This window comes from Parafrankia sp. Ea1.12, assembly GCF_900465275.1.
Taxonomy (GTDB): domain Bacteria; phylum Actinomycetota; class Actinomycetes; order Frankiales; family Frankiaceae; genus Parafrankia; species Parafrankia soli.
This window is the reverse complement of record NZ_UBIZ01000072.1, coordinates 1-10,907: the sequence shown is the minus strand read 5'-3', so window position 1 is coordinate 10,907 and position 10,907 is coordinate 1. Positions and strand designations below refer to the sequence as shown.

8 protein-coding genes, 1 pseudogene and 2 riboswitches are annotated in these 10,907 nt (G+C 73.0%); of the genes and pseudogenes, 4 read left to right on the top strand and 5 right to left on the bottom strand.

The window, feature by feature from the left end:
* Positions 1-530: 530 nt before the first annotated feature.
* Positions 531-1,622, bottom strand: a complete 1,092-nt coding sequence (locus tag FMEAI12_RS00420; RefSeq protein WP_112104570.1) for an iron-containing redox enzyme family protein — start codon at positions 1,620-1,622, stop codon at positions 531-533.
* Positions 1,619-2,473, bottom strand: coding sequence for a hypothetical protein (locus FMEAI12_RS00415; RefSeq protein ID WP_112104569.1), 855 nt, complete (start codon positions 2,471-2,473; stop codon positions 1,619-1,621). The genes FMEAI12_RS00420 and FMEAI12_RS00415 overlap by 4 nt, the downstream gene beginning before the upstream one ends.
* A 299-nt stretch (positions 2,474-2,772) precedes the next feature.
* On the opposite strand from FMEAI12_RS00415, the gene FMEAI12_RS00410 reads away from it, so the two are divergent.
* Complete coding sequence (locus FMEAI12_RS00410) at positions 2,773-3,048, top strand: hypothetical protein (RefSeq protein ID WP_112104568.1); 276 nt, start codon at positions 2,773-2,775, stop codon at positions 3,046-3,048.
* Between the two features lie 98 nt (positions 3,049-3,146).
* On the opposite strand, the gene FMEAI12_RS00405 is transcribed toward FMEAI12_RS00410, so the two are convergent.
* Complete coding sequence (locus tag FMEAI12_RS00405; protein WP_071060030.1) at positions 3,147-3,554, bottom strand: ChaB family protein; 408 nt, start codon at positions 3,552-3,554, stop codon at positions 3,147-3,149.
* Between the two features lie 433 nt (positions 3,555-3,987).
* Positions 3,988-4,082, top strand: a riboswitch (glycine riboswitch).
* Positions 4,083-4,085: 3 nt separating this feature from the next.
* A riboswitch (glycine riboswitch) is annotated at positions 4,086-4,199 on the top strand.
* Positions 4,200-4,285: 86 nt separating this feature from the next.
* On the opposite strand from FMEAI12_RS00405, the gene gcvP reads away from it, so the two are divergent.
* The 3 genes from gcvP to FMEAI12_RS00390 all read left to right on the top strand — a co-directional run bounded on the left by gcvP (position 4,286) and on the right by FMEAI12_RS00390 (position 9,054).
* Positions 4,286-7,504, top strand: a complete 3,219-nt coding sequence (gene gcvP, locus FMEAI12_RS00400; protein ID WP_112104567.1) for an aminomethyl-transferring glycine dehydrogenase — start codon at positions 4,286-4,288, stop codon at positions 7,502-7,504.
* 295 nt (positions 7,505-7,799) lie between these two features.
* Positions 7,800-8,543, top strand: coding sequence for an FkbM family methyltransferase (locus FMEAI12_RS00395; RefSeq protein WP_235013541.1), 744 nt, complete (start codon positions 7,800-7,802; stop codon positions 8,541-8,543).
* A gap of 58 nt (positions 8,544-8,601) precedes the next feature.
* Complete coding sequence (locus tag FMEAI12_RS00390) at positions 8,602-9,054, top strand: MaoC family dehydratase (protein WP_112104566.1); 453 nt, start codon at positions 8,602-8,604, stop codon at positions 9,052-9,054.
* Between the two features lie 108 nt (positions 9,055-9,162).
* Here the strand turns inward: FMEAI12_RS00390 and FMEAI12_RS00385 are convergent, their stop codons facing one another.
* A complete protein-coding gene (locus FMEAI12_RS00385; protein WP_112104565.1) occupies positions 9,163-10,422 on the bottom strand; it encodes a class I SAM-dependent methyltransferase in 1,260 nt (419 codons plus the stop codon).
* A gap of 165 nt (positions 10,423-10,587) precedes the next feature.
* Positions 10,588-10,907 (bottom strand): annotated as a pseudogene (locus FMEAI12_RS37570) (MMPL family transporter); the annotation flags it as partial.

Here is a 10,907-nt window from a genome sequence, read left to right as displayed (position 1 = left end):
GCGCCCACCCGGTACGACAGCCGGGCCGTCACCCTGCCCACCAGCCGGAAACACCATCAACAAGCCGGAAAGGGAAAGATCACCGATCTTTGATCACGCCAACCGTCGTTACTGACGGATGTAGGTCTGAGGGGACGGGGGCGCAGCAATGCGTCCCCGTTACCCGGCCATGGCCGGCGCTGACGGTCTGGAGAGTCTGATGCCCAGTGCCCAGTGCCCAGTGCCCCGACGCTGCCGGTCCCGAACAGGAAGCTCAGTGCGACGACGGTGGCGATCAGCGTGGTGACCGCGGAGTAGCGATCGGCCGACCGGCCCACCGGGTGGGGAGCGGACGCTACGGCGCTCATTTGGGGCGTGGGGTTCAACTACCCCGGCCGACACGAACCATTGCCCTACATGTGCCTCTACCTGCACTTTCGTGGGCTACGCGTGGATGGCACGCCTCGCATCGATGATCCCGGCGTGCCACACCGAGGCTGACACCGCGGCGCCTCACCGAGGTAGCCCTCGCGGGCCGACCGACGACCCACTTAGCGGGCGCTCGGTTCTCCCCGACACGGGAGCAGGGCCGTTTCCCCGCGGTCCCAGGCGGCGAGGATGTTCTCCGTGCAGTAGCCCTCGACGGCCATGGTTGCCCGGGCACCGAACAGGACGTCGCCGGCGAGCGCCGGCTCGGCGCGGACAAGGCCACCCGCGAGTGACTCCGCCGCGAGATTCTGGTGGTGGGCGTCGGCGACGACGTGGACCTCGAAGAAGTGCCGGGCGCTCCAGGGCAGGCCCAGCCGCCGCAGGGCCGCGGCGTAGGCGCCCATCGGCTCGACCGATGTCATCTCGAAGACCGCCAGGTGCCCCACGAGCGCGCCCCGCCACCGCCGGTGCAGGCCGAAGAAGCTCGGGACGTTGGCGGTGGCCAGGGTGCCTCCGGGCAGGCGGTCGACGTGGGCGCCGTACGAGGGGTCCAGGCCCAGCTCGAGCATGGTCAGGCCGAAGAGGTTCTGGTGCATGTCCCGCTCGGTGCCACCGCCGTACTCGTCCGCCTGGATCTCCACGAGTGCGGCCTTGGCGGCGCCGGTGAGGCGGGGAACGGCCCAGGTGTGCGGGTCGGCCTCCTTCAGCTGGAGGAGCGAGCGGTGCGTCGCGTACTCGCGGAACTGATCGAGGCTGCCCCGCTCGGCGAGGCGGCCGGACAAGGAACGGCCTCCCGGCTGGGAGATCACCCGGCGCAGCTCCGCGGTGATGTCCCCCGCGGGGGAGGTGATGTCCCCCGCGGGGGACGGGTCCGGGCCGGCCAGGTCGATCAGGCGGCGCTCCAGGTCGCCCTCGAGCTCCGCCCGCAACGCGAGCAGCGAGGGCTCCCACTCGAACCGGTCGTCGACCCCGCGGAATCCCCGGTAGTGAAGCTCGTACAGGCAGTGCAGCGCGAGGGCCCCGTCCTCGCCGAACAGCGCGTCGTCCGCCGGCTTCGGCCACCCGGCGGCAGGCCGGACGTCGCCGCCGAGCAGCTCGACGAGGTACTCGGAGAGGGGGCCACGGGGAACCGGGAGCGGCGGCGCCTCGAGCACCGCCGGGGTGAACACGGTCCCGTATCCCGCGGAGTGGTCCGGGGGCCGCCCCGTCCTCATCGCCCGACCGGCTGCGCTGTCCCGGCCCGCGCCGCCGTCCCGGCCCGCTTCGCGGCTCCGGCCTGCGCTCCCGCCACAACCCGTTCTGTCCCGGCCGGAGCCCCCACCACGGCCCCGCCCGCCCGGGGTTGCGGATCGGCGACCTCCGACGCCCGGCCGGCGGCGCGCAGGACGTCCCCCAGCACGGCGCTCTGGTCCCGGGTGCCGGCGTCGCGCACGAAGGTGACCCCGGCGATCAGGTACGAGTGGGGGGCGAAGAACGCCTGCTCGCGGCCGGCGAGATCGCCGATGCGGGCGCGGACCCCGGCGTCCCGGCAGAACCTCCCGAAGCGGATCGGCGTGACCATCCAGTCGGTGACGGAGTAGCCCCGATCACGGGCGAACCGGAGCACTCCCAGCGGGTCGGCGATCGAGGAGACGATCAGCATCGCCAGGTCGAGCCCGCAGTCCAGGACGTCCTGGGTGACCTCGGCGCCGCGGGGGCCGCCCCAGAGGTCCGGCGCGCAGGACGTGCCCGGCTCGGCCGGGAGGTACGGCGGGTTCCCGATCACGCAGCGCTGGGCGGCCGTCGGCACCGCGGTGAAGAAGTCGCCCTCGTCGACGACGTAGTTGCGCAGCGGGGTCAGCCCGATCGCGCGCCGCGCCGTCGCCGCCGCCCGCGGGTCGCGCTCGAATCCGTGCACCCGCGTGTCGGAGCCGGAGCGCAGCAGGGCCCGCACCACCGGCACGGCCGTCCCCGAGCCGATCTCCAGGATCCCGCCGGCCAGGCATCCGCCGTGCTCCGCGGTGGTCAGCAGACGTTCCACACACCAGCCGTAGAACGTCGACTCGACCTTGTCGTAGAAGGACATGGCTCGCCTCTCGTCGCGCGGCCCGTCGCCAGAGCGCGCTCGGGATACGACCTCGTCACGTCCCGAGGCCGGCGCGGGCTACATGTCCGTCCGGGCCCCGGAAAAACCTCTCGGCGCCGCGGGACAGGCGGGGGTGATGAGGGCGCGGTCCGGGCATGTCGACAGTGGCGGATCGCGGCCGGCTCGTCGCGGCCGCGGTGATCAGCCATCGGAACGGGCGAATGCCGGCAGGGATCAGCCACCGGAACGGGCGAATGCCGGCAGGCCGGTGCCGCCGGACGGATGGTGGGAGGGCGAGCATGGGGCAACAGGCCAGGAACGACACGAAGACCAGGACGGGACAGCCGGTACGGCCCTCGGCCCGCGAGGCCCGGCCGCGTGCCCGTGCCGCCACCTACACCGCCACCCACACCGCGCCGGCCGGCCAGGGGCTCTCCGACGAGGAGATGGCCCGCCAGGTGACGGACCAGACCTCACACGACCGCCTTGCCGAGTCGTTCTTCGAGGGGGAGCGCGGTGGCGCGCGCAGCGACGTCGAGGCGGCGAAGTTCCGCGACGCGAAACAGCCGGAGTGACCGCCGGAGCCCCGGAGTGACCGCCGCCGGAGGTATTGACCGGCAGGCGGCGGCCCGGCGGGCGGCCCCCGGCGGTGTTTTCCGCCGGGGGCCGGGAGTCAGCCGCGGGCGGCCGCGGTGGCCCGCCGGTTCGCCTTCCTGACGGCTTCGATCAGGTCGGCCTTGTTCATCGTCGAGCGGCCCGGTATGTCGAGCTGCCGGGCGATTTCCCGCAGGTGCTTCACGGACGCCTTCTCGTCCACGCCTTCGGCGGTGGGAAGCGGGTCGGAAAGTGCCTTGTCGGTGGGGCGCGCGGCCTGCTCGTCGGAGGGCCCGCGGCGGCCGCCCTCCTTGGGGGCCCAGTTGTCCCCGACCTTCTCGTGTGTGTGCTTGAGCGCTGCGAACGCCGTGCGGTGCGCACGCTCACCCTCGCCGTAGCTCTCGACCGCCGAGTCGTGGGTCTCCTTCCAGGTACGCACGGCCTTGTCGTCGGAACGGGCGACGGTGGAGGGGACGTCCGTGCGCATACGCGCCGTCTTCGCCCGCTTCGCGCTCCCGCCGTTCCTGGAGGACTTCCTGGACCTGATCCCTCGGGCCATCCCGTTTCCCTCCTTCGCCGGCCGGCCGCCCCGCCGGCCCCTTTGCCCGACCGTCCTCGGGCCCTGTCGCGGCCATGGCTTCCGGCCGCCCGCGGCCCTGGACGCCGCCTCGAGGACACTTCCCCGGTCACGGCGCGTGAACCGCACGGCGGTACGGCGGTACGGCGGTGGCCGCGAGGCACGGGAACCGCCGCCGCGAGGCACCGACGCCCCGGGTGTGAGGCAGTTCTCAGCCTGGTCGACATCGTGTTTCGTGCCTGTTTCGAGATCGCCGGGATCGTTGGCCGCCGGGACCGAGGCCGATTAGCCTGGCCTCAGGACGGCCCGCTCGCCGCGGGCTGACAACTTCACATCGCGCCGCTCACACCCGTGCGGGAGAGCTCCGGGCCGTGGCCCGGGGCGCCGAAGGAGCAAGAACTCCCCGCAAACTCTCAGGCCCAAGACCGCCGGGTCAGGCGACTCTGAAAAGCGGACGCGCAAGCGTCCCGCCGACGGTGCAAGCCGGCCGCCGCGTCTCTCGGGAGGCTCCGGGTGGCATGGCAGGCCGGCGAAGCTCTCAGGCCCATGACAGAGGGGGAGGCCCGCCGCGACGCGGGAGCGCCGCCGTGACCACCGATCGCGGGGGTGCCTCCGGCGTTGCTCGACCTCCGGAGCGCGCGATGACCATCGAGACCACCACACAGACACCGATTTCCGACACCGCGGCACCCGCCGTGGCGACGGACGCGGCCAGGGGGATTGCCGCCGAGGCGGCGTCCGGGAACGGCGGCGACACGCAGGCCCGCCAGGCCCCGCCGCGACCGGAGTCCACCGGATCCGCGCGACCGGACACCGCCGGGCCGGGGCTGCCGGCCGGGTTCGTCCCGAGGTTCACCGACCGGCACGTCGGCCCGGACCAGGCCGACCGCCGGGCGATGCTCGACCTGCTGGGGCTGGGCTCGCTGACGGGGCTGACCGACGCGGCGGTGCCGGCGGCCATCCGGGACACCGAGCTGGACCTGCCCCCGGCCGTCGACGAGACCGAGGTGCTCGCGGAGCTGCGCGGGCTGGCCGGGTACAACCGGCGGGTCACCTCCATGATCGGTCTGGGCTTCCACCCGGCGGTCATGCCCGGGGTGATCCAGCGCAACGTCCTGGAGAACCCGGCCTGGTACACGGCGTACACGCCGTACCAGCCGGAGATCTCCCAGGGGCGGCTCGAGGCCCTGCTGAACTTCCAGACGGTGATCACGGATCTGACCGGCCTCGCCGTGGCCGGCGCCTCGCTGCTGGACGAGCCGACGGCGGCGGCGGAGGCCATGCAGATCGCCCACCGGGCCGCCCGGGGCCGCCGCTCGACCTTCGTGATCGACGCCGACACGCTGCCGCAGACCATCGCGGTGGTCCGGACCCGGGCGGAGGCGCTCGGCATCACCGTGCTCGTCGTCGACCTCCGCGACGGGCTCACCGGACGTCCGTCGCCGGCCCCGGGTGAGCGGCCGGCCGCCGGACCGGCCGCTCCCGCGCAGTCCGCCGCGCCGTCGGCACCGTCCGAGGTGCCTTCGGTAGTGCCGTCCGACGTGCTCGGGGACGCCTTCGGCGTGCTGCTGTCGTACCCGGGGGCCGGTGGGGAGGTGCGGGACCTGCGCGGGGTGATCGCGCAGGCCCGGGAACGCGACATCGTGGTGACGGTCGCCGCGGACCTGCTCGCGCTCACCCTGGTGCGCTCGCCGGGCGCGCTCGGCGCGGACATCGCGGTCGGGAGCACCCAGCGGTTCGGGCTTCCGCTGTCCTTCGGCGGGCCGCACGCCGGCTATCTCGCCGTCCGGTCGGGTCTGGAGCGGACGCTGCCCGGCCGGCTCGTCGGGGTCTCGGTGGACGCGGCCGGCAACCCCGCCTACCGGCTCACGCTGCAGACCCGTGAGCAGCACATCCGGCGGGAGAAGGCGACGAGCAACATCTGCACGGCGCAGGTGCTCCCGGCGGTGCTGGCGTCGATGTACGCCGTCTACCACGGGCCCGAGGGGCTGGCCGGGATCGCGGCCCGGGTGCACGGGCACGCCGTGAGCCTCGCCGCCGGGCTGCGCGCCGGCGGGGTGGAGATCGTCCACGACGGGTTCTTCGACACGGTGCTCGCCCGGGTGCCGGGGCGTGCGGCCCAGGTGGTCGCCGACGCGCTCGCGCACGGGGTGAACCTGCGTCTCGTCGACGGCGACCATGTCGGCGTCTCCTGCAACGAGACGACCGTGGCGGCCGACCTGCGGGCCGTCTGGTCCGCCTTCGGTGTGGGTGGCGCGGACGGGCCGGCCGCGGCCGCCGGTCCGGCGGCGGGCCCGGCCCTCCCGGCGGCGCTGATCCGCACCGGGGAGGAGCCGTACCTGGCGCATCCGGTGTTCCACGCGCACCGGTCCGAGACGGCGATGCTGCGCTACCTGCGCCGGCTCGCCGACGTCGACTTCGCGCTGGACCGCGGCATGATCCCGCTCGGCTCCTGCACGATGAAGCTCAACGCGACGACCGAGATGGCCGCGGTCACCTGGCCGGACTTCGCCGACATCCACCCGTTCGCCCCACTGGACCAGGCCGCCGGCTACGTGTCGATGATCCGGGATCTGGAGGAGTGGCTGGCCCGGATCACCGGGTACGCCGGCGTCTCGGTGCAGCCGAACGCGGGCAGCCAGGGTGAGCTCGCCGGCCTGCTGGCGATCCGGGCCTACCACCGCGACCACGCCGCGGCCGGGAACCCGGTGCGCGACGTCTGCCTGATCCCGTCGTCGGCGCACGGGACGAACGCGGCGAGCGCGGCGATGGCCGGCATGCGCGTGGTCGTCGTCGCGTGCGACGCGGAGGGCAACGTCGACCTGGACGACCTCACCGCCAAGGCGGCCGCGCACGCCCCGGCGCTCGCGGCGCTGATGGTCACCTACCCGTCCACCCACGGGGTGTACGAGGAGGGCATCGCGCGGGCGTGCGCGGTGGTGCACGACGCCGGCGGGCTGGTCTACGTCGACGGGGCGAACCTGAACGCGCTGGTCGGGCTGTCGAAGCCGGGCCGGTTCGGGGCGGACGTGAGCCACCTGAACCTGCACAAGACCTTCTGCATCCCGCACGGTGGCGGCGGTCCGGGGGTCGGGCCGGTGGCGGTCGGCGCGAAGCTGCTGCCCTACCTGCCCAACCACCCGCTGCGCCCGGAGGCGGGCCCGGAGACCGGGGTCGGGCCGATCTCGGGGTCACCGTGGGGGTCGGCCGGCATCCTGATGATCCCGTGGGCCTACATCCGGCTGATGGGGGCGGAGGGGCTGCGCGAGGCGACCTCGGTGGCGGTGCTCAACGCCAACTACGTCGCCCGCCGGCTCGCGCCGCACTACCCTGTCCTCTACGCGGGACGTAACGGCCTGGTCGCGCACGAGTGCATCCTCGACCTGCGGCCGTTGACGAAGGAGACGGGCGTGACCGTCGACGACGTCGCCAAGCGGCTGATCGACTACGGCTTCCACGCCCCGACCATGTCGTTCCCGGTGGCGGGGACGCTCATGGTGGAGCCGACCGAGAGCGAGGACCTCGGCGAGATCGACCGGTTCTGCGACGCGATGATCGCGATCCGGGCCGAGGCGGCGAAGGTCGGCGCGGGGGAGTGGCCCCGCGACGACAACCCGCTGCGCAACGCCCCGCACACCGCGGAGATGGTCACCGGGGACGAGTGGGCGCACCCGTACCCGCGGTCCGTCGCGGCGTACCCGGTGGCGTCGCTGCGCGCGGCGAAGTACTGGCCGCCGGTGCGGCGCATCGACGGCGCCTACGGCGACCGCAACCTGGTCTGCACCTGCCCGCCGGTGGAGGCGTTCGACGCGACGGCCGAGCCGGTGCGGGTCCCCCTACCTGCGGCGACGCCGGCCTGACGCCTGCACCGCCGGATGCGGAGAGCCGCTCCATTACCAGGTTCGTCAGGTAACGGAGCGGCCTTCTGTCGTATCTCGGTTGTGTCTCCCGAGGGGTCGGCGATGGACGTGTCGTGCGTCCTTGGCACAATCAGCGCGACGGCACCAAAGTGCGGCCGGCGTGGTGTTGCACCACGGACGCCGCACTCCTGGACAACCAGCCGGACGGGCGGGGCCCCACGGCCAGCGGAGCTGGCGGTCGGCCGGCACCCGGACCGATGGCTCGCGAAGGGGACTTTCCGCGATGCAGGAGCAGATGAACAAGCAACTCGGCCAGCTGCGCCAGACCGCGGTCGAGCTGGGCCTGGGTCCGGCGCTGAAGCTGGTCCGCCGCACCGTGCTCCCCAGCGCCCGGCGCAACGCGGTCGACGACCGCCACCTCGCGCTCCTGCTGTCCTTCGTCCTGCAGGAGGACTCGAACTGCATCGACGTCGGCGCCCACCGCGGTGACGTGCTCAAGTCGATCGTGCTGCACGCCCCGCGCGGCGAGCACATCGGCTACGAGCCGCTGCCGCACCTGTTCGAGTACCTGTGCCTGGAGTTCCCGACCGTCACGCTCAAGCAGGCCGCGCTCGCCGAGAAGGCCGGGGTGAGCCCGTTCGCCTACGTCCGCAGCCGGCCCGCGTACAGCGGCCTGCTCCAGCGGACGCCGGACGGCGCCGAGGAGGTCGAGCAGATCGAGGTCGTCGTCGAGGTGCTCGACGAGACGCTCCCCCCCGACCACCGGCTCGACCTGATCAAGATCGACGTCGAGGGTGCGGAGTACGGCGTGCTCAAGGGCGGCGAGAAGCTGCTCTCCGCGAACCGCCCCTATGTGATCTTCGAGTTCGGCGCCGCCGCGCGGAAGTACGGGACCACCGCCGAGGACATGTACCGCCTCGTGGACGGCGATCTCGGCCTGCGCATCTTCGACATGGACGGCACCGGCCCCTACACCCTTGGCACGTTCCGCAAGACGTTCGACAACGGCAACCGCTTCAACTTCGTCGCGCACGCCTGATCGGGCGGTCGCGGGGCGAAGCCGAGCGCGTCGGCGCCCGCTCCGGGATACTCGCCGGGTGGCGACGATCGACGGCATCGACGAGCTGAAGCGGGTCCAGGGCCAGGAGCTGGGAACCAGCTCCTGGCTCACGGTGACCCAGGATCAGATCAACACCTTCGCCGCGGCGACGGGCGACTGGCAGTGGATCCACACCGACGTCGAGAAGGCCAAAAACGGGCCGTTCAAGACGACGATCGCGCACGGCTATCTCACCCTGTCGCTGCTGCCGGTGATGGTCGCGGAGATCGCGCAGGTCACCGGCATCACCATGGCGCTGAACTACGGCCTGAACAAGGTTCGCTTCCCACAGCCGGTCCCGGTCGGCTCCCGGGTCCGCGGGACGCTCCGCAACATCTCGGTCGAGGAGATCCCCGGCGGCGCCCAGGCGGTCAACCAGCTCACCATCGAGCTGGAGGGCGCGGCCAAGCCGGCCTGTGTCGCCGAGTTCGTCGCCCGTTACCTGGTCTGACACCCGGACTGACCGGACTGACCGGACTGCACCCGGACTGCTGTCTGTTCTGCGGCCGGCTCCCGCCGGGCCCGCCACCGGCCTGACGGCTGCCCGTCAGCGTCGGGCTCAGGCGGACGGGTCGGTCACGACCGCGGTGACGACGCGGATCGTCGGGCGCCAGTGCAGGCCGCCCGCGTCGGTGGACGGGGCGTGCCACCGGGTCAACTCCTCGATCATCGCCGGGCCCTCGGCGTCGGAGACCTTCTCCAGCATGGACCGCAGCGCCGTCCCCCAGGCCCAGCGCCACCAGTGGGCCACATCGCGGAACACGAGATCGGTGGCGACCAGCTCGTCCCGGGTGAGGGTGAAACCGGTCGCGGTGAGCGCGTCGGCGAGCGCGCCCTCCGCCAGGATGGCGTGCCCCGGCCGGCGCTCGGCCGCACCGACCGAGGTCGCCAGCCGCAGCGGGTAGTCGGGACGGTCCCACAGCGGGTCCGCCGGCCCGAAGACGGTCACGGCCAGCCGCCCGCCGGGCCGCAGGACGCCGCGCCACCGGGCGAGCGCCGCCACCGGGTCGGGCAGCAGGAACAGGCCCATCCCGCAGAGGACGACATCGACCGAGCCCGGCTCGACGGGCGGGTCCATCGCGTCGGCGATCGTGACGTCGACCCACGGCAGCTGACGGGCCGCGACGTCGGCCGCGGTCAGCTCGACCATGGTCGGCGCCAGGTCGAACGCCCGGACGGAGCCGGCCGGCCCGGTCGCCTCGGCGGCCGGGAACAGCACGGCGCCGCGCCCGCAGGCAAGGTCGATCACGTTCTCCCCGGGGGAGATGCCGGCCGCGGCCACCAGGGTCTTGCCCAGCGGACGGAAGAACGGCACACCGTGGACGTCGGCGTCGTAGTCGTACGCCGCACGGTCGAACACCGTGGCCGGGTGGGCCTGCTCGGCCGGGTCGCCCGCCTCGTCCGTCTCGTCCGCCGGTTCGTACTCCGCCACCTCGGGACCCGCCGATCCGTGTTCCACCGGCGCATAGTCCGCCGGTTCGTGCTCCGCCAGCTCGAGCTGTGTCAGCTGGTGCTCTGCCGGCTCGAAACGGGCCGGCTCGTAGTACGCCGTCTCGTATTCTGTCGACTCGCGTGCCGCGGGTACAGCCGGCCGGTCGCGCTCCGTCCGCGGGGCGAAGTAGGTGTTCTCCGCGGAGGGCGGGTAGATCTCGACCCCGCCATCCCTGATCAGGATCTCTATCGGGGCGTTGTCCCGGCCCCGGTGCCCACGCGGCAGGATCCGCTCCACAGTGATTTCCTCGATGGTGAAGCCACCCATCGTGATCGCCGACATCGCGACCCCGTCCACGGTGAGCCCGTCCATGGTGAGCCCGTCCACGCCGCGTGCCCTCTTCCGCCATGCCGCCTGGGCGGCGTTCTGTCTCTGGCGTCTCAGCTAACCAGGACAGAACGACACATTCCGTCACCCAGATGGCCGCCGGTGGAGCGTCCGAAGTCCCGCGGCGGGGCATTGTCAACCGCTCTGACCTGCAGAAATGTAATTTCACCGCTGAAGTTCGCGGCCCTTCACCCCCGGGTCCACCGGTTCGGACGAGACCTGTGCGGGGATGCCTGAACCGGCCATCGCGCTGCCTGAAGAGCCCTGGAGGTGGTCGGTCGTCCCGGGATCGGTGGGCCCGTCGCCGTCGTCGCCGCCGTCGGCGGCGGTCTCCCGGGCGGTCGCGCGCTCCCGGGCTGGCCCCGCCTTTCGGGACGATTCGGACTTACTGGGCGTAACCGCCGTGCCGAGGGCCGTGGACCCGCCCCCCGCGGCGAGCTTGTCGGACTTCGCGGACCTCCCGGGCCGGCCACCTGGCCCACCCG

What these genes read in the sequence shown, in the direction of transcription:
- FMEAI12_RS00420 (WP_112104570.1), bottom strand. Translation starts at nt 1,622, where the DNA reads ATGAGGACGGGGCGGCCCCCGGACCACTCCGCGGGATACGGGACCGTG.
- FMEAI12_RS00415 (WP_112104569.1), bottom strand. Translation starts at nt 2,473, where the DNA reads ATGTCCTTCTACGACAAGGTCGAGTCGACGTTCTACGGCTGGTGTGTG.
- FMEAI12_RS00410 (WP_112104568.1), top strand. Translation starts at nt 2,773, where the DNA reads ATGGGGCAACAGGCCAGGAACGACACGAAGACCAGGACGGGACAGCCG.
- FMEAI12_RS00405 (WP_071060030.1), bottom strand. Translation starts at nt 3,554, where the DNA reads ATGCGCACGGACGTCCCCTCCACCGTCGCCCGTTCCGACGACAAGGCC.
- gcvP (WP_112104567.1), top strand. Translation starts at nt 4,286, where the DNA reads ATGACCATCGAGACCACCACACAGACACCGATTTCCGACACCGCGGCA.
- FMEAI12_RS00395 (WP_235013541.1), top strand. Translation starts at nt 7,800, where the DNA reads ATGAACAAGCAACTCGGCCAGCTGCGCCAGACCGCGGTCGAGCTGGGC.